Origin of the sequence: Paraburkholderia sp. GAS33 (genome assembly GCF_050436645.1) — a bacterium.
Taxonomy (GTDB): Bacteria; Pseudomonadota; Gammaproteobacteria; order Burkholderiales; family Burkholderiaceae; genus Paraburkholderia; species Paraburkholderia phenazinium_B.
The window spans coordinates 42,691-63,660 of record NZ_JBNDMP010000005.1; the positions used below are offsets into that span (position 1 = coordinate 42,691).

19 protein-coding genes are annotated in these 20,970 nt (G+C 59.8%); 12 read left to right on the top strand and 7 right to left on the bottom strand.

Features of this window, described 5'->3' with window-relative positions:
• Positions 1-494 precede the first annotated feature (494 nt).
• Complete coding sequence (locus tag P3T24_RS16725; protein WP_074262883.1) at positions 495-1,559, top strand: glycosyltransferase family 4 protein; 1,065 nt, start codon at positions 495-497, stop codon at positions 1,557-1,559.
• Positions 1,560-1,786: 227 nt separating this feature from the next.
• Here the strand turns inward: P3T24_RS16725 and P3T24_RS16730 are convergent, their stop codons facing one another.
• Positions 1,787-2,089 carry an H-NS histone family protein gene (locus P3T24_RS16730; protein ID WP_074262884.1) on the bottom strand — a complete coding sequence of 101 codons (303 nt, stop codon included), beginning with the start codon at positions 2,087-2,089 and terminating at the stop codon, positions 1,787-1,789.
• Positions 2,090-2,382: 293 nt separating this feature from the next.
• Here P3T24_RS16730 and aqpZ point away from each other — a divergent pair, with 293 nt between their 5' ends.
• Entirely contained in the window at positions 2,383-3,126 is a 744-nt protein-coding gene (gene aqpZ, locus P3T24_RS16735) for an aquaporin Z (RefSeq protein ID WP_074262885.1), read from the top strand.
• Between the two features lie 183 nt (positions 3,127-3,309).
• Positions 3,310-3,999, top strand: coding sequence for a histidine phosphatase family protein (locus P3T24_RS16740; RefSeq protein ID WP_429436212.1), 690 nt, complete (start codon positions 3,310-3,312; stop codon positions 3,997-3,999).
• Here P3T24_RS16740 and P3T24_RS16745 read toward each other — a convergent pair.
• Together P3T24_RS16745 and P3T24_RS16750 are read right to left on the bottom strand one after the other, a co-directional pair.
• Positions 3,996-4,814, bottom strand: coding sequence for a Cof-type HAD-IIB family hydrolase (locus tag P3T24_RS16745; RefSeq protein WP_429436215.1), 819 nt, complete (start codon positions 4,812-4,814; stop codon positions 3,996-3,998). The two genes, P3T24_RS16740 and P3T24_RS16745, sit on opposite strands and share 4 nt — an antisense overlap.
• Positions 4,815-4,877: 63 nt before the next feature.
• Positions 4,878-5,771, bottom strand: a complete 894-nt coding sequence (locus P3T24_RS16750; RefSeq protein ID WP_429406512.1) for a BadF/BadG/BcrA/BcrD ATPase family protein — start codon at positions 5,769-5,771, stop codon at positions 4,878-4,880.
• Between the two features lie 172 nt (positions 5,772-5,943).
• Between P3T24_RS16750 and P3T24_RS16755 the strand changes: the two genes are divergently transcribed.
• The gene (locus P3T24_RS16755; protein WP_429436217.1) at positions 5,944-6,540 is read left to right on the top strand and encodes a DNA-3-methyladenine glycosylase I; all 597 of its coding nucleotides are present in this window, start codon (positions 5,944-5,946) and stop codon (positions 6,538-6,540) included.
• A 343-nt stretch (positions 6,541-6,883) separates the two neighbouring features.
• Entirely contained in the window at positions 6,884-7,309 is a 426-nt protein-coding gene (locus tag P3T24_RS16760) for a hypothetical protein (RefSeq protein WP_074262889.1), read from the top strand.
• A 125-nt stretch (positions 7,310-7,434) separates the two neighbouring features.
• On the opposite strand, the gene rpsU is transcribed toward P3T24_RS16760, so the two are convergent.
• Together rpsU and P3T24_RS16770 are read right to left on the bottom strand one after the other, a co-directional pair.
• A complete protein-coding gene (gene rpsU / locus P3T24_RS16765) occupies positions 7,435-7,647 on the bottom strand; it encodes a 30S ribosomal protein S21 (RefSeq protein WP_074262890.1) in 213 nt (70 codons plus the stop codon).
• Positions 7,648-7,884: 237 nt separating this feature from the next.
• Positions 7,885-8,838: an aldo/keto reductase gene (locus P3T24_RS16770; protein WP_429436219.1), complete on the bottom strand. Its 954-nt coding sequence runs from the start codon at positions 8,836-8,838 to the stop codon at positions 7,885-7,887.
• Between the two features lie 279 nt (positions 8,839-9,117).
• Here P3T24_RS16770 and P3T24_RS16775 point away from each other — a divergent pair, with 279 nt between their 5' ends.
• From P3T24_RS16775 to P3T24_RS16805, 7 genes are all read left to right on the top strand, one after another.
• Entirely contained in the window at positions 9,118-10,596 is a 1,479-nt protein-coding gene (locus P3T24_RS16775; protein WP_429436222.1) for a flagellin, read from the top strand.
• Positions 10,597-10,770: 174 nt separating this feature from the next.
• Positions 10,771-12,297 carry a flagellar filament capping protein FliD gene (fliD, locus tag P3T24_RS16780; protein ID WP_429287749.1) on the top strand — a complete coding sequence of 509 codons (1,527 nt, stop codon included), beginning with the start codon at positions 10,771-10,773 and terminating at the stop codon, positions 12,295-12,297.
• 12 nt (positions 12,298-12,309) lie between these two features.
• Positions 12,310-12,636 (top strand): flagellar protein FliT, encoded by a 327-nt coding sequence (gene fliT / locus P3T24_RS16785; protein WP_254368724.1) that lies wholly within the window; start codon positions 12,310-12,312, stop codon positions 12,634-12,636.
• 311 nt (positions 12,637-12,947) lie between these two features.
• Positions 12,948-15,848, top strand: coding sequence for a tetratricopeptide repeat protein (locus tag P3T24_RS16790; protein WP_429436225.1), 2,901 nt, complete (start codon positions 12,948-12,950; stop codon positions 15,846-15,848).
• A gap of 87 nt (positions 15,849-15,935) precedes the next feature.
• The gene (locus tag P3T24_RS16795; RefSeq protein ID WP_429436228.1) at positions 15,936-16,784 is read left to right on the top strand and encodes a hypothetical protein; all 849 of its coding nucleotides are present in this window, start codon (positions 15,936-15,938) and stop codon (positions 16,782-16,784) included.
• Between the two features lie 23 nt (positions 16,785-16,807).
• Positions 16,808-17,563, top strand: coding sequence for a class I SAM-dependent methyltransferase (locus P3T24_RS16800; protein ID WP_429436230.1), 756 nt, complete (start codon positions 16,808-16,810; stop codon positions 17,561-17,563).
• A gap of 13 nt (positions 17,564-17,576) precedes the next feature.
• Positions 17,577-18,386, top strand: coding sequence for a hypothetical protein (locus P3T24_RS16805; RefSeq protein ID WP_429436233.1), 810 nt, complete (start codon positions 17,577-17,579; stop codon positions 18,384-18,386).
• A 10-nt stretch (positions 18,387-18,396) separates the two neighbouring features.
• On the opposite strand, the gene P3T24_RS16810 is transcribed toward P3T24_RS16805, so the two are convergent.
• Both P3T24_RS16810 and P3T24_RS16815 read right to left on the bottom strand, forming a co-directional pair.
• The gene (locus P3T24_RS16810; RefSeq protein WP_429436235.1) at positions 18,397-19,374 is read right to left on the bottom strand and encodes a SphA family protein; all 978 of its coding nucleotides are present in this window, start codon (positions 19,372-19,374) and stop codon (positions 18,397-18,399) included.
• 108 nt (positions 19,375-19,482) lie between these two features.
• Positions 19,483-20,958 (bottom strand): DUF1254 domain-containing protein, encoded by a 1,476-nt coding sequence (locus P3T24_RS16815; RefSeq protein ID WP_429436238.1) that lies wholly within the window; start codon positions 20,956-20,958, stop codon positions 19,483-19,485.
• Positions 20,959-20,970 lie beyond the last annotated feature (12 nt).

The following is a 20,970-nucleotide window of genomic DNA, read 5'->3' on the forward strand; positions in this document are numbered from 1 at the left end:
AAAGGCGGGAGAAAGCTTTTGGGGATCGATCGGTGCGCGACCCCGCGCGGTTTTTTGCACCGTTACAGGTGCGAGCAAATTATAGATCTTTTTCACGCTGCGGCAACAATCGCTCGCTATTCGCGACGCATCGCGCCGCCTTTCAGGCCGGGGCACAAGGCGCGGCACGGTGATTGCTGAGGGGTGTCGTGCCGGCTATGCTGCACCCCGGTCTCACCTGTTACGCACGGTGTTTCGCGCTGTAACAACATTAAGCGTTTGAAAAATAACTCGAATTGCGCCGGTCGATCCCGATAATGGCCTTAAGGGATAACCCGATGCAGTGCCGGGTTGCCACCGGGCGGCGGCCTACCGCGTCCGTCCGTCCGAAAGGTATTCGCTCTTCGCCCGATCCGGGCAGATTTTGCGAACGCCGTTATGAACCGCAACTTATGTTGCATGGGCTGGAGTGTTTGCTCTTAAGGGCCGACTCCAGCCGTCACAGGAGAGTACGCATGCGAATCGCACAAATAGCGCCCCTATACGAAGCCGTTCCGCCCAAGTTCTACGGCGGCACTGAGCGCGTCGTGTCGTACCTGACCGAGGCTCTGGTCGAGCTCGGTCACGACGTGACGCTGTTCGCGAGCGGCGATTCGGTCACCTCCGCCAAACTCGAGGCCGCCTGGCCGCGCGCGCTGCGCCTCGACCCGACTGTGCGCGACGCCATGGCGCCGCACGTCCTGCTGATGGAACGGGTGCGCAGCATCGCCCATGAGTTCGACGTACTGCACTTCCACCTCGACTATCTGCCGTTCCCGCTGTTCTCGACGATGGACACGCCGTTCGTGACCACCCTGCACGGCCGTCTCGACCTGCCCGAACTGCAGCCGATTTTCGATACGTTCTCGCAGGCGCCGGTGGTGTCGATTTCGGACTCGCAGCGTCTGCCGCTCAAGCAGGCCAACTGGCTCAACACCATTTACCACGGTCTGCCGGAAAATCTGCTCACGCCGCAGACGCACAAGAAGCCCGAATATCTGGCGTTCCTCGGCCGTATCTGTCCGGAGAAGCGCGTCGATACAGCCATCAAGATCGCTGCACAAAGCGGTCTGCCGCTGAAGATCGCCGCCAAGGTGGATAAGGTCGACCAGGAATACTTCAAGACGGAAATCGAACCGCTGCTGTCGCAGGCGCACGTCGAATTCGTCGGTGAAATTAACGAAGCGCAAAAGCCGGAGTTCCTGTCGGGCGCCAAGGCGCTGCTGTTCCCGATCGACTGGTCGGAGCCGTTTGGTCTCGTGATGATCGAATCGATGGCCTGCGGCACGCCGGTGATCGCCTTCAACCGCGGTTCGGTGCCTGAAGTGATCGACCACGGCGTAACCGGCTTCGTGGTCGAGGACGTGCAAGGTGCGGTGGCGGCGCTGCAGCGGCTGGGCGACCTGTCGCGTACGGAAATCCGCGCCCAGTTCGAACGCCGCTTCAGCGCGAAGACAATGGCGCAGAACTATCTCGACGGCTATACCGCGCTTATCGAAGCTGAACGCCGTCCGATGTTGCGCCAGGTAGCGGTAGGCTGACCGGCCTATGCATCTGATGCCGGCTAAATACGCGAAAAACACCGTGTGAATCGTTTGCGCGAGCGGAACCGCGTCGATTAGCCGCTCATCTTCATAAAAGCCGCCTCTCAAAGGCGGCTTTTTTACCGCCCAATTCCAGCACAAATCTGATACATATTTCGCCGCTTAAGCTTCCCGAATGCCATTAACCTTCAGGAAGCTTTCGCCGTGACAATTAACCGCCGCGACTAAACCTGTTCGATCAGAAAGCGTTCGCGATTCTTGCCGGAAATCCACTTGGGCGGCTTGCCTCGTCCGCTCCACGTATTACCGGACTTCGGATCCTGATACTTGGGCGGCAGCGGCGCCTTCTTGGGCGGGCGTCCGCGCCGGGCGGCAACCGCAAAACCCAGGTCCTGGGCAGTCAATCCATACTCGGCAATCTTGCCGCGGATCTCCTCGATTACATTGCCGAGTTCAGTGCGTCGTGCTTCGTCCGCCTGAGCCTGCAGTCTGGCGATCTGCGCCTTAAGTTCTGCATATTGCGACATTTCCCTACTCCCTTTTTGTAGAACTCATTGTGACGCAGACTAGCCGTAATTACCGAATTTCGCAATGGACAGTAATACTCACAATTGAGGTATCGTCTGATAATTATTAAAGAGCGATGAATTGTTAAATCGATTCGGACTTTATCGGTAAATAATCCAAACTGCCTACGGCGACATTGACAATTCTTGACACCCGATTCGCCGATATTTCCCTAGAATTTGGCGCTCGGAGGTGGGTACCCGAATACCCATGTACCGCCTCCAGCAAGTCAAACTTTTTAGGATTCCATATCATGCAGTTGTCAAAGCGCCTCGCTGCCGAGCTGTTCGGCACATTCTGGCTCGTCCTCGGGGGCTGCGGCAGCGCGGTCCTCGCCGCCAACTTCGCCGGTCCGGTCCATGGGCTGGGCATCGGCTTTGTCGGTGTCGCGTTTGCATTCGGCCTCACGGTGCTGACCATGGCCTACGCCATCGGCCATATCTCGGGCTGTCACCTGAATCCGGCGGTGAGCGTCGGCCTGACCGTGGCGGGCCGCTTTCCGGCACGTGACCTCGTACCGTATATCGTTGCCCAGGTGGTCGGCGCCGTGCTCGGCGCCTTCGTGCTGTCGTTGATTGCCAGCGGCAAACCGGGCTTCGACCTCGTGTCGAGCGGCTTCGCCAGCAATGGCTACGGCGATCGCTCGCCCGGCCACTACTCGCTGATGGCGGCGTTTATCTGCGAAGTGGTCATGACTGGCTTCTTCCTGTTCGTGATTCTCGGCGCCACCGACAAGCGCGCGCCGGCTGGCTTCGCGCCGATCGCCATCGGACTGTGCCTGACGCTGATCCACCTGATCTCGATTCCGGTCACCAATACCTCGGTCAACCCGGCCCGCTCGACGGGTCCGGCGCTGTTCGTGGGTGGCGCAGCTGTCGACCAGCTCTGGTTGTTCTGGGTCGCGCCGATCCTCGGCGCTGTGATTGCCGGTCTCGTGTATCCGGTTGTCGCGGCAAGCCGCGCACCGCTCGAGTCGCGTTCTGCGCTGGCCGATTGACGAATCCGTAGCGCCAAAGGGCGAATCTATCTGCAAAGCGGGCGCTGTGGCGCCCGCTTCTGCTTTTACGGTCAGGCGGTCAGGCCTGCGGACAAGCGACCGCTGATGCAGCCGGCGCGCGGCAAGGCGCAGCGCCACTGCTAGAATCGTCCGACTTTCACACGGCTCGCAAAGAGGCTCCCGATGAACCGTTCCCGTCGATTCCTGCAAGGCGTCGCACTCTGGCTCGCGGCCTCGTGTGGCACCGCCATGTTGCCCGTCATCGCGCATGCGGCCAGCAGCCAGGCGGCCGGCACCGCCGTTGAAACGCTGGTGTTTGTCCGTCACGGCGAGAAGCCCGCGCAAGGGCTGGGTCAGCTCAATTGCCAGGGTCTTAACCGGGCGCTAGCGTTGCCCGCGGTAATCGCCGCCAAGTTCGGCAAACCTGACGCGATCTTCGCGCCAGATCCGGGCGAGCAGAAAAACGACGGTGGCCATCCTTATTACTATGTGCGCCCGCTGGCCACCATCGAACCCACCGCCATCCAATTCCAGATGCCGGTGCAAACGCCTTATGGCCTGACGCAGATAGACCGCCTCAGCGCCACGCTGATCGATCCGGCATATCGCAACAAGCTGGTGGTGGTGGCATGGGAGCACAAGCTGATCGAGAAGCTGGTGCGCCAGATGGTGAGCGCTCATGGCGGCAACGCCGCAGACGTGCCGAAGTGGCACAGCGACGATTTCGACAGTATTTATATCGTCAAGCTCGACTGGCAGGGCGGCTCGCCGCGCGCCAGCTTCCAGCATAGCGACGAAGGGCTGAATGGGCGGTCTACGGATTGCCCGTGCGCGGCGTTGGCGCCCGCGGCGGCTTCAGATGCGGTGCATTAGGCAAGCTTATCGTCCATGGCGAACAGCTTGCGCAGATGACGCGCGACGCCTGCTTCGAAGTTGTTGCCGATTCGCGGCACGTTCGGCAAGCGCGTGATCAGATCCGGGTTGGCGTTTTTCATCATGAACGGATGGCCAGCGGTTTCGAGCAGGTCGATGTCGTTCATGTTGTCGCCAAACGCGATACAGCGGCCGGTCTCTACGCCGAGGCGGTCGAGCACGAACTTCAGCGCGCGGCCCTTCGACACGTTCGATGTCATGACCTCAAGGCAATCGGGCAGCGAGTAGGTGACATAGAGGGCGTCGCCGAACTCGCGTTGCAGATTGGCCGCGACCGGTGCGAGATCGGCCGGCTCGCCAATATAGAGCGCCTTTGCAATGCCCTCGCCGTGATGCCGGCGCAGGTCGGTCACTTCGTAGCTAAAGCCCGAATCCTTATGTAGGCGCAAAAGTTCTGGCGCGTCCCGGTCGATGAGCCAATCGTGATCTGCAAACAGATTGACGATCACCCGCCCATGCGCGCCCGCGATTTCCGGCTGCACGAGCCGGTGCACGGTGGCGGGCGGAAGATCGTCCCCGTAGATCATGATGTCGTCCGGCGCATGCACGCGCGCGCCGTTTGACGTGACCAGGTACGGCCGGATGCCCAGCAGATCGCGGATGCCCGCCGCGTCGCGGTAATGGCGGCCGGTTGCGATGATGAATTGCAGGCCGTCCGCCTCCAGCCGCCGAACCGTGGCAACGGTGAATGGGTCGAGTTGATGGTCTCCGTCGAGCAGGGTGCCGTCGAGATCGGTGGCAATGACTTGGTACATGGTATGAGCAGCCGGCAGCATCGAAGGCGCCATTTTATCGTTGCTTGCGACGCTTTCCCCGGATTAGCCCGCCAGATTCAAACCGAGCCGCGCGGCTTCCTGCTGCGCAAGCTGCCACGCACCGTGCGCCGAATCGCCCAGCGGCGCGCGCAGCCTGGCCTGCAAATGCTGCGGTACGTAGTCGCGCAACGGTTGGCCGAGGCCACCGCACAAGGCCACCGGCAGCTCTCCGGACGCGTCTAGCGCCGTAATCATCTTGCCAATTTCTTCTCCGGCTTCTTTGAGCAGGCGCGCGGCGAAGGGATGGCTGGCATGCGCGATGACGATGGGCGCGAGACTCGCGTAGGCGGTCTGATTGGCGTTGCAAAGCCAGACAATCAGGCCGTCGCGGTCCTGCGCACCCACCCGTTCGAGCAGGGCCTGGGCCAGTGCATCCAGCGGCGCGCGGCCGTCCAGCGCCTGCTGCGCGTACACGACTATGCGCAAGCCGAGCCAGGCGCCACTTGCCTCATCACCAGACGGGAAGCCGAAACCGCTGGCGATCCGGTACTCGCCGACACCATCTGCCGCGGCAGCCACGCTGCCGGTGCCGAGCGCCACGATGACACCGTGCGCCCCGCCGTGCGCGCCAAGCAGGGTCGTGTAGGCATCGTGTTCCACGGCGAGACCGGCTAGCTTCGGCGCCTGGGCGTGAAACGCAGCAAGCCAGTCGGGGTTGTTGAATCCCGCCAGCCCGCAGCCCAATACGCAACGCTCCCATTGCGGGGCGACGCCGGCCTGCCGGAAAGCCTCGGTGCAACCTGCCAGGATGGCCTGCCAGGCACGCTCGATACCGAGGCCCAGGCCGGACGGGCCACTCGCCGCCAGAGCCAGTTCGCGGCCGTGGGCGTCACCGAGTACGACACGCGTGCCGCTGCCGCCGCCGTCGACGCCGATCAGAAAGAGGTCTGTATTCATCAAGTGAGTGTGGGTGAAAAGAGTTGCCGAACCGGAATGCCGCATAGCGTGGCAGACCAGCGTGGATCCGGCAACTGGCCGAACGGGCGGCTTGCGATGCGCGGGCGTTCCGCTATGCTGGCAAAGCCCGGACGCGCCGGGATTTCGACACATCACATGCAGGAGCCGGAACGTGACACAGCGATGCAACTGGGTATCGAGCGAAGCGCTCGCACACTACCACGACACCGAGTGGGGTGTCCCTTCGCGCGACGATCAACATCTCTTTGAAATGCTGGTACTGGAGGGCGCGCAGGCCGGTCTGTCATGGTCCACGATCCTCAACAAACGCAGCGGCTACCGTCGGGGATTCGCCAACTTCGATATCGACAAGGTGGCCCGCTTCACGCCAAAGCATGTCGACGCGCTGGTCGCCGATGAATCGATCGTACGGCATCGCGGCAAGATCGAAGCGGCCATTACCAACGCGCGCGCCGTGCAACAGATCCAGGCGGAACACGGGTCGCTGGCGCATTTCATCTGGTCTTTCGTTAGCGACACGCCCATCCAGAACGAATGGACCTCGTACCAGCACGCGCCGGCCTCAACGGAGATTTCCGACGCGCTGAGCAAGGGACTCAAGCGCTACGGCTGCAAGTTCGTCGGTTCGACGATCTGCTACGCGTTTATGCAGGCCGTCGGCATGGTGAACGACCATCAGACCGACTGCGATTGCTACGCCCGCTGCGCCGCCCTCGGCAAAAAGGGGCGCAAGCGGAAGGCCGGCTGAGGCGCATCCGCGAGTTCCGGGGCCGAAGGTACGCCAGGCGCGTCGCCGGTCTCGGATCTGCGCCCCGGCCTCGTGTGGTTTTCGCCACACTTCGGACGCAAAACCCAGCGTCTGCGGGAAAGTCCTGAGCGCGCCCGTGCCGCCCCCTCACAGCCTTACCCAGCTTGGCTTTGCGGGCACTCCCCCACCTGCAGATCTCTCGAATCGTGTCAAAATTGCGGACTTGCGCGCTGCACCGCTACGTTTTTACCTGATTCAGTCGTTATAACGATTGAAGGGACAACAACTGCGCTTGAACCACCCATGAATGACCGCTGCGCGTAGACGCAGGGGGAGAACAACCATGAAAAATCCAAACTTCCTGACGTATCAGGAGATATTCGACAAAGCCGTCAGCCATCTTGACGGTCAGGGGCGCGCCGCACTTCTGCCGCGTGGCGGCGGAGCCTATCGGGGATACTGCGGTGGCTGCCCGGTCGGCAGCTTTATCAAGCCGCGCGACTATATGACGGCAATGGAAGGCATTCCGGTGCGCTATATCGGCAAAACCCCGATCGAAGTGCCTGCCTATATGGATGTCGGAGTGGCCGCACTCAAGAAAGCGCTGCTGCGAGCCCATATCAATATCTTCGACCCAGCCACCATCGACCTGCTAAGTTGCCTACAAAACGTGCACGACGTATTCGGCACGTGGGAATGGCAGGAGCGGCTGGTTTCGATTGCCCGTCAGTTCGGCTTGTCCACAGCGCAGCTGAAAACCGCCGCCTGAGCCGCCATAAGGCTTCCCGGAAACATCCTCGGAAGCCTCGCTGGAATTGCTCCCCCAAATACAAAACGGCGGTGTGGCTTCTTGCGAAGCTCACACCGCCGTTCGGCTGTGCTTGAAAAGCGTGCTTAGTGCAGCTTTTTCGGCAGTTGCTGGCTACGCAGGCGCTTGTGCAGGCGCTTCACAGCAGCGGCCTTCTTGCGCTTGCGAGCCGTCGTCGGCTTTTCGTACGATTGGCGTTCACGCAGTTCTGCGATCAGGCCATTCTTTTCGATTGCGCGACGAAAGCGGCGGATCGCCACTTCGAACGGCTCGTTTTCCTTCAGAAGAATCGTCGTCATGTAATTCCTAACTAAATCGCTGGATACGGGTAATTGCGCAGTGGTGTGTGCCACGTACGCGCCGGCCTCCGGTCATTTCGCAACATGGCCAATAACAGGCAAACGAAACCATGAACGAAACGAAAGGCAAAGCGGCCACGGAGGCCGGAAAAGAGAGGTGGGGAGTTCACCACGAAACAGGCAACGATCTCAATTCACTCCCGATGATATCAGGAAAATACCGTGCCTACCACCATTTTAGCCATTCCGCCAGGCACTTGCGTCATCCAGCAGGCGCATGTCCGAGCCGGTCAGCATCAGGTGGACTGACGCAGCAAGGCTCTCGAGTTGTTGCACGGAAGTCGCGCTGGCGATCGGCGCCGTCACGCTGGGACGGGCGATCAGCCATGCCAGCGCCACCGTGGCGGGCGTGGTGCCGTGCTGGTCGGCCACGGTATCGAGCGCATCCAGGATGCGCGTGCCGCGTTCGTTCAGATACTTTTTGATGCCGGCGCCGCGCGCGCTTTTCTCCAGGTCCGCGGACGAACGGTACTTGCCCGACAGAAAGCCACTTGCAAGGCTGTAATACACGACCGCACTGAGGTGCTCTTCCAGAATGACCGGTTCGAGATCGGTTTCATAAGCCTCGCGGTCGTACAGATTATATTCGGGCTGAATAATCTGGTATTCCGGCAGACCGTGCTGCCGCGACACCGCCAGCGCCTCGCGAATACGCGCGCCGCTGTAGTTCGACGCCCCGATCACCCGCACCTTGCCGGCCTCGATCAGGCGCTGATAGGCGCCCAGCGTCTCGGCGAGCGGGGTATCGGCCGCGTCCTTATGCGAAAAATACACGTCGATGTAATCGGTTTGCAGACGCCGCAGCGAATCCTCAACGGCCGCTTGGATGTTGCCGGCGCTCAAACCCTTGCGCTCCGGGTGGTTGCCCACCTTCGTAGCCAGCACGATCTGGTCGCGCTTGCCGCTGCGGCGAAACCACTTGCCGAGAATCGTCTCCGACTCCCCGCCCCGATTGCCAGGCACCCAGGCGGAATAAACGTCGGCGGTGTCGATAAAGTCGAGACCGGCGTCGACGAAGGCATCGAGGATCGCGAACGAGGTCGCCTCATCGGCGGTCCAGCCAAATACATTGCCGCCGAACATGACCGGCGCCACCTGCAATTCCGAATTGCCAATCCTGCGTCTTTGCATGATTTCTCCAGGGAATGCGATTTGGAAAGAAAAAGAATACGCCGACTTTTCAACCTCCGTCGTCGGCGCCAACAGCCGGCCAACAGGCCGCTTAAACCGGCTTTCGACCGTCCGGCACCGTAATTCCTGGTAAGACAATTAGGTCCGAGTTGAACAAAGTCCCTCAAGTTTTTTTTTCTCACGCCGACATCCTGCTCAGAGGCGGCCAGCAATGAACGAGTGCACCGCCCATGTCAACGTGGCAGTAACTTTAGGGCAACAGCCTCTTGGGAGATTTTCATGCTCAGCATTAACAGTAATATCAGCTCGCTGGTGGCTCAGGAAAACCTGAACAGCTCGGGCGATGCGCTCCAGCAAGCTATCACTCGCCTCTCGTCGGGTAAGCGTATCAACAGCGCGGCAGATGACGCTGCTGGCCTGGCAATTTCCACAACGCTGCAAACGGCAATCAACGGCCTGAACCAGGGCGTGTCGAATGCAAACGACGGCGTGTCGATGGTGGAAACGGCTTCGACCGGTTTGAGCCAGATCACGCAAAGCCTGCAAACGATCCGCTCGCTCGCCAACGAGGCAGCAGGTGGCTCGCTGTCGTCGACCAACCAGGCAGCCCTGCAACAGGAAGTGGCGCAGCAAGTTGCTGAAGTGAACCGCCTGGCTTCGCAAACGACGTACAACGGTATCAACCTGCTGAACGGTTCGGCTGGCCTGATCAACGTTCAAGTCGGCTCCAACGTCGGCCAGACTGTTGCCCTCGACCTGAGCCAAGGCGTGTCGGCTGCTTCGCTGGGTGGTGGTTTCGTGCAAGCCGGCAACACGCTCGGCACGATCACGGGTCTCGACCTGACCTCGACCGGCGCAGAAAACACCGGTGGCGCTGCTGGCGCGATCACGCAAATCAACGTGGTGTCGAACGGCACGGGCGGCTTCACGTTCACGGACCAGAACAACCAGGCTCTGTCGAGCACGGCTGTTTCGAACCTGTTCGTGACCACGACGTCGAGCAGCGGTATTCAGTCGATCTCGCTGGCAGCCGGCACAGGTGCATCCAACGGCCTGAGCCTTACCGGTGAAATGGCTGGCATCCAAGCCGCCGCTACCGCATCGACTACAGCGACTTCGGCCGGCACAGTATTTGGCGTGATTTCGGGCATCAACGTTGATCCGAATACTGGCCTTTCGGCTGCGACGGGCACCGCCAACGCCATCACCTCGGTCACCGTCGAAGCAAACGGCAACGGCGGCATCGAGTTCGTCGACCAGAACGGCAACCAGTTGACAACGGGTGCAACCGCTGGCCTGTTCAGCACCAGCGGCTCAGGTATCTCGTTCGCTTCTACCACACTGCCGACTAGCACGTTCGGCAGCACGGCGGCAGGTACGGGTGTCGGCGGCGGTCAAACGTCCGGTACGCTGCTGTACAGCGTCAACGTCAACAACGCACCGACGTCGGTTGCAGCTATCAACATCAGCACGACGCAAGGCGCCAACCTGGCGATGGAAACGGTCGACAACGCACTGGCTACCATCAGCAACATTCAGGCAACGCTGGGTGCAGCACAGAACCGCTTCACCGGCATCTCGACGTCGCAGCAAGATGAGTCCACCGACCTGTCGAGCGCACAATCGCAGATCACCGATGCGGACTTCGCGCAAGAAACGGCTAACCTGAGCAAGGCACAGGTGCTGCAACAAGCGGGTATCTCGGTGCTGGCACAAGCCAACTCCAACCCGCAGCAAGTTCTGAAGCTGCTGCAGTAATCGGTAAGTTAGCAATAGCGTGAGCAGTAGACGCGGGTGAGCCGGTCGTTACACCAACCGGCTCATCCGCGAAAGCATTTGAAACGGGAGGCTTGTCCTCCCGCCTCGCATACGGACCCGACACCTTAGACACGACACCAGTCGCGTGGTCCACGCCACGTACGGAGTTTATTCATGTCAACTATTTCGAGCGCGACGTCTAGCGCATCCGCCGCCGCCTCCGCGGCCCTGGCAGAAGCGGGACAGTCGCTCATTTCCGGTTCGACGGGCAATTCCTCGCTGGATGTCAATTCACTCGTGTCGACACTCGTCAACGCGAAGGTTGCGGGTCAGACAGCAGCGCTGGAGACCGAATCGGCAAACGACACAGCTCAGCTGTCCGCGATCGGATCGCTCTCGGCCGTGTTGTCGGAACTGCAGATCGGTCTGGCGCCGCTCTTCAACGGCTCGCTGCAGTCGAGCTTTACCGCGACCGCGAGCGGCACGGGCATCACGGCAACTGCCGGCACCGGCGCCGCGGCCGGCACATACACAATGATCGTGTCGCAGGTCGCAGCCTCGCAGAGCATGTCGTCAGGCGCCTTCAGCACCGACCAGGCAGCGGCCATGGGCACCGGGACGCTGGCCGTGTCGATCGGCGGCAAGTCGATGAACGTCAATATCACCTCGTCGGACGATTCGTTGAGCGGCATCGCTGCCGCCATCAACAGTCAGGCCTCGACCTCGGGCGTCGCCGTCTCGGCCTCCGTCGTCACCGGCTCGAATGGTTCCCACCTGGTGCTCAGTTCAACGGCGACGGGCGCATCGAACGTCATCAACGTCAGCGTCAGCAACGTGTCCGGCGACAATGGGATATCAAGCCTCGGCGTCACGTCGACCGCGGGCAATGACTCGGGTGGCACGGGCGGCCAGTCGTCGGTCACCTCCGCGGGCAGCATTGCATGGACCCAGAATACATCCGCAGCAGACGCCGAGTTCACGATCAACGGGACTGCAGCCACTAGCGCCAGCAATTCGATCACGTCGGCCCTGTCCGGTGTGACGATCAATCTGACGGCCGCCGCAGCCGAGTCGGCTAACTCGACGCAAACAATCACCGTCGCAACGGACACGTCGACCCAGATAAGCGATATCGAGAACTTCGTCACGGAGTACAACAACGTCGTAAGCGCCATGTCGTCGCTGTCGTCGTTCTCGTCGGCTGGATCGAGCGCGAACGGGGCACTGGTGGGCGACTCGATGCTCACCACGATCCAGACCACGCTGGGCAATATCGTGAGCGGCACCACCGGGGGCTCGACGCTGGGCGCACTGGGCATTTCGCTGCAATCGGACGGCCAGTTGACGATCGACACGACCACGCTCACCAACGCGGTCACCAACGATCCCGCGCAGGTTGCGTCGGTTTTCAACGGGACGAACGGCATCGCCGAGCAGTTGAACACCAGCATCAACGCGTTCACGGGGACGAACGGCGTCATTGCCGACCGTTCGACCGAGCTCAGCGACGACATGACGAGCGTTCAGACCCAGCAGACGGCGTTGGCGGCTTACACGGCGCAATTGACCTCGCAGTACAACAACGAGTTCACCGCGCTGAACAACCTGATGGCGACGACCAACTCGGATTCGGAATACCTGACCCAGTTGTTCGGCGGTGCTAACAGCGCGGGCGCCATGGCGACCGCAAGCTCGGAGTAAAGGAGCCCTTAAATGACGGCAGAACGCAACGATATGGACCAGACCCAGCTCGTCGAGCGGGTCTACGAACTGACTCTCGCTATCGGCCATGCAGCGAGCCTCGCCGACTGGCAGGAAGCATCGCGTCTGGCCGACGTGCGCTCGCCGTTGTTGATGTCGATCCGCGCACAGCAGACCACGGCTTCGCTCGAACTGATCCGCCGGATCCAGTCTCTCGACAACGCACTGATGCAAGACGCCAGGTCATCGCGAGACGAAATGGAAACGGAATATCACGCGGCGATACAGCGCAGCCGTTCGGCGAGCCAGTATCAACGGATGGCGCTGCTGCGGAGATAGAACAGCCGCTGTTCCATAGGGTTTTCCATCAAAGAATAACAACAACACGCTGTCGTTCAGGCGTGCTCGTTCGCCTCAAGCCCGCTTCGCGCGGGCTTTTTTTCGTCCTCCGCCGTGGTGGCTGACACCGCGGGGTCGAACGCGAAAAGCGGCCAAATCTGGCCTTTACTCGCCGGATCACAGATACCGAGGATCTCTAAACTCTACGTATCAAGATCGCCATGCGATTGCCTGGGTGTCGACGCGCCCATGCCGCCGTCGACGAAAATGGGCCCCGTGGCTCGATACGTCGTCAATCCAAAAGGGCAACAATGAACACCGATGTCGACTTACAGCAGGCGATGGCCAACCATCAGGCAGAGCAGTTCCCTCAAGCCGAGCAGCTCTATCGCGCCATGCTCAAGAAGCAACCGAACAATCCGGAGGTAAACCACAACCTCGGGATCCTCGCCGTCCAGCTAGAGCGTCCAGAAGAGGGCTTACGTTTCTTCGAAGCAGCCGTTTCAGCCGCTCCAGAGCGGCCCGATTACTGGGCCGTCTATGCCGAAGCACTCGCCCTCGCCGGCCAGCGTCAGAAGGCCGCTCAAGTACTTGAACTGGCACGCACGCGTGGCGTGGTGGTGTATAACAGCGTCGGCGCCGCCCCTGCCGAGTCCACCGGTGTATCGAACTCCAACACGAGTGAATCGCTCGCCGCCGAATTCATCGCCACAATCGAAACGCTTGCCGAAAAAGGTTTCCACGACGACGCAGAAGAACTTGCTCGACAGATGGTCCAGTTGCTGCCGGAGCACGGGTTCGGGTGGGAAACACTCGCTGGCGCATACCTTCGGCGTGGTGACCTCGTCGGCGCACTGCCAGCACTTACGACGGCAACCGAGCTTTTGCCATGCAACGATGCCCTGAAGCGTCAACGACGGGCGGCCGTAGCTATGCAGGAAGGTCTATTGCTGGACGGGAACCGTAAGTTCGCTGATGCAGGCCGGTGCTATCAGGAAGTACTCGCTCTCCATCCCAATCACCCCGATGCCAATCACAAGTTAGGTGTGGTTGCCATCCGGCTGGGGCAGGCTGAAGCCGCTGTGCCCTACCTCGAAAGAGCATTGGGAGAAGATCCGAACCAGAAGCAGTACTGGGCGAATTACATCGACGCGCTAGTGCAGTCGGGACAAATCAAAGCTGCCTGGATGGCGTTGGAAATGGGCCAACAGCGGGGATTGAGCGGCCCGACGGTGGATAACCTCATCGCAATTATGACAGCGATGTCCAGCGCAGGTACCTACAAGATCCTGCAGAATCAATCCTCGCCCAATGCCGCCAACAAGGAAGCCGCCCTAGTCGCGGACGCAGCGATCGCATCCGAATCCACGCATGAAGCCATGCATCCGTCCAAAATCGAGATCGAAGCAGCACCGGATGACCGGGAACTCGAACGCTATCGGAACCTCTACAATGCCGGCCGCACCGCGGAAGCGATCGTCGCGGCACGCGGACTCGTCAAGCGCTATCCGGGCCACGGATTTGGCTGGAAATTGCTGACCCTCCTGCTATATCGCAGCGGGCGATACGACGAATCGTCCGAACACATGATCACGGCTCTCAAGCGTTGGCCAGATGACATCGACCTGCTGCAGGCAGCGGCCGCCATGCATGAGTCGAATGGCCGTCACCTGGAAGCCGAAGCGGCGTGCCGTAGCCTGTTGAAGCTCGACCCCAATCATGTGGAGGGACTCCGAATCCTTGGTATCACGCTCATGTCCATGCAACGTATGCGGGAAGCGGAAGAAGTCTGCCTCAAGGCGACGCAAGTCACACCTGACTCCGCCATCACCCACTGCACGCTTGGCGTTCTTTATATCAAGCAGGGGCGGCTCGTTGAAGCATCGAACTGCTTTACTCGAGCAATCGAACTCGATCCCGACCACGACCTCTCGTACAATAATCTAGCTTTTTGCTACACCGCTCGCGAGGACGTCACGCCAGCCGAAGTATTTGCAAAACACGCCAGTTTCGGCGAACACTTCGAACAACCCCTTAAGCCGCTTTGGCCTAAACACACTAATTCGAAAGACCCGAATCGACAGATCCGAGTCGGCATTATCTCCGGCGACTTCTGTCACCACGCAGTCGCCAATTTCATCGAACCTCTCTTACCATACCTTTCCACCGACAGCAGTCTGTCGTTGTATGCCTATTCGAATACGCCAATGCGAGACCATGTTACCGAACGCATTCGCAAACAGTTCAGTACCTGGCACCATATCTTTGGCCAGAAGGACGATGAGGTGGCGGAGCTTATCCGCAGCGATCGCATTGACATCCTGATCGAACTGTCTGGACACACAGCTCATAACCGCCTGCTCACGTTGGCACGCAAACCCGCTCCCATCCAGGCGAGCTGGATCGGCTATCCGGGCACGTCTGGTTTGAGCGCGATGGACTACTTCATCGCTGATCGCTTCTGGGTGCCATCCGAGCAGTTCAGAAGCCAGTTCACTGAGAAAATCGTCTACCTGCCCGCCGTCGCGCCTTTCGTGGCGGACCAGATGAGCCCACCGGTCAATCTGCTGCCGGCGCTACACAAAGGTTACGTCACGTTCGGCAGTTTCAACCGTGTAGACAAACTGCGTCGCGACGTTATCGCCTTGTGGTCCAAATTGCTTCATGCGATGCCCGACTCGAAACTGCTGATCGGCGGGATGCCGAGCGACGGTAGTCGCGGCCAATTCACTGAATGGTTCGCCGAGGACGGGATAACGCCCGAGCGTATCGAGTTCCGGGCGCGCGCCAGTGTACCCGTCTATCTGCAGCAGCATCATCACGTCGACATCTGTCTCGACAGCTTCCCGTACTCGGGCCTTACCACGGGACTCCACTCGCTATGGATGGGCGTGCCGACCATTACGCTGCCCGGCGACACTGTGCCGGGGCGTAGCGGACTAACAGCCATGTCTCACGTCGGACTTGAGAGCTTCATTGCGACCGACAGGCAGGATTATGTGCGCCGCGCCGCTGCGTTAGCGTCGGATCTGCCGAGGCTCGCCGCGCTGCGAGCCGGCATGCGCGCCCGCTGTAAGCAATCGTCGATGTTCCAGCCTCAAGTAATTGCCGAAGCTGCTACGTCTGCGCTCCGTGTCATGTGGCGACGGTGGTGTGAGGGTCTTACGCCCGAGTCATTCGATGTATTGGACACTGTTCCGCTACAAAAATAGCGGGCGTCGCGCAGCATCGTTTCAGTGATCTTGCTGCGATCAGGTTAGTGGGCTTTTAGAACGTCGGTCAGATTACCGGATCCGGACATGATAATAGAGATAAAGCATTCAGGCGAACTCGGGGATATCATTTATTCGATCCCCACAATGTTGTTCCTCATGAGACGGCAAAACGCCGAGAGGATCCGTCTGTACGTCACGAAGAACAAACTTGCGAGCCGGCCGCCTGGACTGAAACATGTTGGCGGTAGATTTATGGTCAGCGCCGCGATGTTCGATTACGTGAAGCCGTTGCTGGAACATCAGTCATGCTTTGACGAGATCCATTTTGTCGAAGAGGACAAAATCCCCGCCTCCGCGGTCGATTTCGACCTCATCCGCACTGGTGGACTGAACGTGGCCGCCGGCAATATTAAGGACTATTATTCGAAGGCATTTGGCTCTCTTTCCGACGGACCCGCACGGTGGATAGAGCCACGCCTCTCGCGGAAGAAACCGGATCACGACATTGTCTTCGGCCGGTCAACTCGGTATCTGAACAACGCGATCGACTACAGAATAGTGGACCAACTCTCACTCAAGGTCGGATTCCTAGGACTTGAACACGAATTTTTCGAATTTTGCCTACGCAATATAGGCATTAAGGTTGAGCATATCGCAACGTCCAGCGCGCTGGATGCTTGCGACGTCATTGCGAACGCGCCGCTGTACATCGGCAATCAGTCGTTCTTCTTTGCGGTTGCCGAAGCGCTTCAGACCAGTCGCTTCCTTGAAGTGTTCGAGCCGGTTCCGAACGTTGTGCCCACAGGCGGAAAGACCGGGCAGTTCATTACAACCCGCGGACTTGCCACGCTGCTGGAGTCGTTCTTTAACAAGAGTTTGATCTTGAGCAACGATGCGTCGGTCTTTAACAGAAGCTTTGTGTTAAGCGCCTGACGGCACGGAATATGGCAGACACTATGAAAACGCTCGACGAGCAAGCACGTCAACAGACCATCAGCTGCAAGATCTGCGACTCCGTCAGCCACTTATATGGCGTAGTAGATTTCAACAAGAGCTGCGAGGAAAGCAAAGGGAAGTTTTTACCGCTCACCGGCATACCGGTTTACTACCATCAATGCAGCGACTGTGGACTGATCTTCACCGCCGCATTCGATCAATGGTCGAAGCAGGATTTCCTGGATTATATCTACAACGATAGCTACACAAGTATCGATCCAGACTATATCTCCGTTCGCCCCGAGGAAAACCGTCTGGTTATCGGGCAGTTCTGCCGAAGCAACAAGGCCGTCAAGATCCTCGACTACGGCGGCGGCAATGGGCATCTTTCCGAGATTTTTTCCCGTGACGGCTACGAAGCGCGCACATGGGACCCCATGGAAACAAATGCGGAAAGCTCAAAGCCACACGGTATGAAATTCGATCTGGTGACGGCGTTCGAGGTCATGGAGCACTCGCCGACGCCCTTCGAGACACTCTCAGAGTCAACCTCATTCCTGAAAGACGACGGTGTAATGTTTTTCTCGACGTTCGTGGTCGACACCTTGCCGCCGCGTTCGGCGCACTTCTGGTATATCGCGCCGCGCAATGGCCACGTGACCATTTACACGCAACGATCCCTCGACATCCTTGCAGAGAGATGCCGGATGAGGATGCACCACATCAACGCATCGCACCATCTTGCCTATCGCTCGATACCGACTTGGTTGAGATAGTCCAAGCGCCATCATGAAGAACAACGTCTACCAGATTTACTACTCGGATGAGACATGCGAAGCCCTCGATTCGGGTTTTCTACCGCTCGACAACACTGGGCAAAGACCCGATTGGCGTGAATATTGGGCAATCCGCGAGTTTTTCATTGGTAATACTGCGAACCCAGTAGAGAGATACGGCTTCCTGTCTCCGAAATTCGGTCAGAAGGCGCAACTGACCTCTGCGCAGGTCATGGAGTTTATGGACAGTACGCCGGACGACATAGACGTCGTTACATTCTCGCCGTTTTACGATATGGCCGCGTTCTGTACGAACGTTTTCGAGCATGCCGCATGGGCTCATCCGGGGATTTTGCCCGCGATCGAAGGCGCTATGGAGTTGATCGCCCCAGGAGTCGATGTCAACCGGCTGATCATGACTTCTCGACAAACCGTCTTCTGCAATTACCTGATTGCCAAGCCAACGTTCTGGAAGCAATGGCTTGAGATGTGCGACCTAATTTTCAAGGTCGCCGAGTCGGGGACTGGAAGACTGGCCGGTTTACTCAATGCCAATGTGCAATACGCGGGGCAGCTCGCGCCGGCCAAGGTGTTTATTATCGAACGCATCGCCTCGCTCATACTTAGCACGCAACCGGCGTGGAGTATCCGCAATTTCAATTCGATGACGCTTCCCGCGTCTGCCAGTCCGCTAAGCCGGTTCGGGGCGGACCTTCTCGCACTCGACGGCTTGAAGTACGCCGCGGCGCAAACCGGCATTAGCGAATATATGACGGTGTTCCATCAACTCCGGGAGGGTCTAAAAGACCGCGCGTTCAAGTAGCAACGCCCCCCTACTGGAACGTCGCATTCAACGACAATTCCACGGAATTCCCCTTCGGCCGGTTGCTCACATTGAATTCATTCACCCAGCGCAGCGTCGCGCCGACCGGGGTTTTGCTGATCTTGCCGTTCCACGTGACCATCGGCCCGATGCCCACCGAATGCCCTTCGGCCCCGCCCACGAAGTCCGCGATCCCGCCGCTGTCGTGACCGAACTGCTGGATATAGCCGCCCACCACGCCGACACCCCAGCCCGAACCGAAGCGCTTGAGCGCCAGCAGATCGAGCACGCTGATCGGCGCGTTGTGATATTGCGTCTGGTCATTGACGGTGTAGAACTCGACCCCGTAATTCAACGACAGTTCGATGTTCTCTTTCGGCAGCAACTTGGTGTACGCGAAGGTCGGCGTGAACGTCCAAGTATTCTGCCCGGCGTTGGCGAGCCGGCTGGTGTTGTACGCCCCGGTGGGCGCATAGATCTGCACGCTCAGTGCGATGTGGTCGGTCTTGGTCAGGTGATAACCAGCCACCACCGGAGTAAAGAAGATATCGGCAAACTGCGTGGCGTGGTCATCGGGCAAGCGGCCGTGAAAGGAAGAAACATCGGTGTACTGCAGCGGCACGCCAAACGACGACGCAAAATTCCACCCCCCTGCGGTGATCCCCCAGGTCTTGATCGCGTTCACGATGTTGTACGAGATGTGGTAGTCGAGGCCGGCCGTGACCTTCCCGGCGATCGGCAACGTCTTGCTCGCGCCAAGCGAGCCCTCGTAGTAGATCGAGGTGACCGAGATGATCCAGTCGTCCGTGGGCGGCACGATACCGGCATACGGCGCGATCTGCATGCCGGTGATGGGGCGCCCGATACCGCCTTCAGTCGCCAGCGCCCGCGGTGAAAACGCCAGGCCGGCGGCGGCAACAGCAAACGCGCCAGCAGAAAACCGCGCGACAAGATAACCACCGCGAAACACGAGACGACGCTTATTCATGGCGATCCTCACAAATTTCGCCTGACCTCTCGTGGCCAGGACAGTTGCCCGCATCGTTGTTATTTACTTCGTATCCCTTATGTCATTCCCAACTTAAAACCCGATCTACTACTGTGCTTCGTGCACAACGCCGGGTGGCGTCCACGTGCCATCCAGCGCCGCCGGTTCCGGCCAATAGGCCCGCACGTAAAGCGAAAAATCTTCGTTGGCTGGCGCTGGCAGCCAGTTGCCTTCCTTGCCGGCGCCCGGCGTCGAACTCTGCACGTAGATCGTCAGCGAGCCGTCGTCGTTGTATTGCAGGGTCTTGTTCTTGGTGCCCAGTGAATAGCGCTTCTGATCGTTCGGCGAGAAGAAGTGATGCGCGTTGTACAGCGTCAAGGACCAGAAGCCCTTGACCGGCGGCAGTTGCCCCTTCGGGAAAGTGACCGTATAGCGCTGCGCGCCGTTGAGGCGCGCGCCGGATGCGTCGGAGTCGGCATAGAAGTATTTCGTCTCGTTGGGCTTGTTGACGAAAATGTTCGACTTCGCCACCGCCGTGCGCGTGAAATAGTCCGTACCGAATTCCGCGCCGTTGCTGATGGTGTTCCAGTGCGCAGGCAAAGGCTTGCCGAACGTGTTGAAGTTGAAGAGCGGCGCGACCAGCCTGGCGTCCGTCTGCGCAGCCTCATCCACGATCGCGGACTTGATGGCAGGATCTTTCTGCGCGGCAGCCAGCAGCGCTTTCGCCTGGGCGTACAACGCCTCCTCGCCAGGTTGTGGCGGGGTCTGCTCGAGCACCGTCGGCAGTTCGTCCCAGAACTTTGCAGGGTCGACCCATTTGATCTCTTCGGCACTCGCGTCACCCGAGCCGAAGCTCGGCAGCTTCGACCAGTCGGTCACCTTCATCTTGCCGTCGTACTCGCTCAGCGGGTACAGACCCACCTTGCTGATGACCGCCTGAACGGCCACCCGGTCTTCCGGTGTGTCGTCCATGAATACGCGCGGAATGAAGCTGCCCACCGCCGTGCCGGAGCGGAACACCTGGCGGATGCCCTTGGGCACCTGTCCATGCCAGTCAGGTCCGACGAACAGATAGAAGCCTGGCTTCGTACCGTACAGCTTGCCGAGACTGGCGAAGCCATCGGTACGCAAGTCAACGGCCTGATATACCCAGAAGCGCTCGCCGAAATCCGGCACCTGCACCACCACGGGCGTCTGGTTCAGATCGAAGATGGCCGAGCCGTACACCACATCCTGATTCGGACACGCGACGAAGCGTTCCTGCGGCTCGATATAGTCGTGCAGCATCGACAGGTGGTTAGGCGGCGCAACCGGCACGATTCCGCCATTCAGGCCCGACTGCGGCACCTTCTGCATGGCCAGCAGGCGGTTGTAGACGTTGACCATCGGCCACGCCCAGAAATAGGTCTGGCGCGCCACCAGCCGGGCGTAGGCCTCCGAGATGGCATAGCCTGGAACCGGGCCCGGAACTGAGAGCGCGGTTGCAGCCTGCGCCTGCGAACCGCTCGGCGCTCGCGCCAGGATCGGGCTGGCGAGCGACGCCAGCACCGCCGCGGTGACCCACGTTGCAGCTTTCTTATTCATGTCGGGCTCCGA

Bases quoted from the DNA above. Each gene is read 5' to 3' on its own strand.
- P3T24_RS16725 (WP_074262883.1), top strand. From the start codon at position 495: ATGCGAATCGCACAAATAGCGCCCCTATACGAAGCCGTTCCGCCCAAG.
- P3T24_RS16730 (WP_074262884.1), bottom strand. From the start codon at position 2,089: ATGTCGCAATATGCAGAACTTAAGGCGCAGATCGCCAGACTGCAGGCT.
- aqpZ (WP_074262885.1), top strand. From the start codon at position 2,383: ATGCAGTTGTCAAAGCGCCTCGCTGCCGAGCTGTTCGGCACATTCTGG.
- P3T24_RS16740 (WP_429436212.1), top strand. From the start codon at position 3,310: ATGAACCGTTCCCGTCGATTCCTGCAAGGCGTCGCACTCTGGCTCGCG.
- P3T24_RS16745 (WP_429436215.1), bottom strand. From the start codon at position 4,814: ATGTACCAAGTCATTGCCACCGATCTCGACGGCACCCTGCTCGACGGA.
- P3T24_RS16750 (WP_429406512.1), bottom strand. From the start codon at position 5,771: ATGAATACAGACCTCTTTCTGATCGGCGTCGACGGCGGCGGCAGCGGC.
- P3T24_RS16760 (WP_074262889.1), top strand. From the start codon at position 6,884: ATGAAAAATCCAAACTTCCTGACGTATCAGGAGATATTCGACAAAGCC.
- rpsU (WP_074262890.1), bottom strand. From the start codon at position 7,647: ATGACGACGATTCTTCTGAAGGAAAACGAGCCGTTCGAAGTGGCGATC.
- P3T24_RS16770 (WP_429436219.1), bottom strand. From the start codon at position 8,838: ATGCAAAGACGCAGGATTGGCAATTCGGAATTGCAGGTGGCGCCGGTC.
- P3T24_RS16775 (WP_429436222.1), top strand. From the start codon at position 9,118: ATGCTCAGCATTAACAGTAATATCAGCTCGCTGGTGGCTCAGGAAAAC.
- fliD (WP_429287749.1), top strand. From the start codon at position 10,771: ATGTCAACTATTTCGAGCGCGACGTCTAGCGCATCCGCCGCCGCCTCC.
- fliT (WP_254368724.1), top strand. From the start codon at position 12,310: ATGACGGCAGAACGCAACGATATGGACCAGACCCAGCTCGTCGAGCGG.
- P3T24_RS16790 (WP_429436225.1), top strand. From the start codon at position 12,948: ATGAACACCGATGTCGACTTACAGCAGGCGATGGCCAACCATCAGGCA.
- P3T24_RS16795 (WP_429436228.1), top strand. From the start codon at position 15,936: ATGATAATAGAGATAAAGCATTCAGGCGAACTCGGGGATATCATTTAT.
- P3T24_RS16800 (WP_429436230.1), top strand. From the start codon at position 16,808: ATGAAAACGCTCGACGAGCAAGCACGTCAACAGACCATCAGCTGCAAG.
- P3T24_RS16805 (WP_429436233.1), top strand. From the start codon at position 17,577: ATGAAGAACAACGTCTACCAGATTTACTACTCGGATGAGACATGCGAA.
- P3T24_RS16810 (WP_429436235.1), bottom strand. From the start codon at position 19,374: ATGAATAAGCGTCGTCTCGTGTTTCGCGGTGGTTATCTTGTCGCGCGG.
- P3T24_RS16815 (WP_429436238.1), bottom strand. From the start codon at position 20,958: ATGAATAAGAAAGCTGCAACGTGGGTCACCGCGGCGGTGCTGGCGTCG.